Genomic DNA, 255 nt, shown 5'->3' with positions numbered 1-255 from the left:
AGGTTGTTGGCCTGCAGCTGCGTGTTGAGCTGATCGAGCGTCTTGACCGTACCGTTGGTGCCGTCGCCGAAGGTGACGTTGACCGCCGCACCGCCACTGAAGGAGGTGAAGGTCAAGGTCTTGCCGGTGATGCCGCCGATGCCCGAGGTGCGAGCCGCGGTGAAGGCGTTCGCCGTGCCGGTGTTGCCGGCGAGGCCAAGCACGTTCAGCGCATTGCCGGTGCCGGTGATCGACAGATCGGCGTTGACGCCGGTC

At 65.9% G+C, this 255-nt stretch carries 1 protein-coding gene; it reads right to left on the bottom strand.

Features of this window, described 5'->3' with window-relative positions; translation table 11 throughout:
• The coding region (locus tag G8O24_RS47490) for a DUF1522 domain-containing protein (protein ID WP_497717881.1) at positions 1 to 255 on the bottom strand (255 nt) is incomplete at both ends.

The organism is Bradyrhizobium campsiandrae, from assembly GCF_014529705.1.
In the GTDB taxonomy this organism is placed as follows: Bacteria; Pseudomonadota; Alphaproteobacteria; order Rhizobiales; family Xanthobacteraceae; genus Bradyrhizobium; species Bradyrhizobium campsiandrae.
This window is presented reverse-complemented; position numbering and strand designations above follow the sequence as displayed.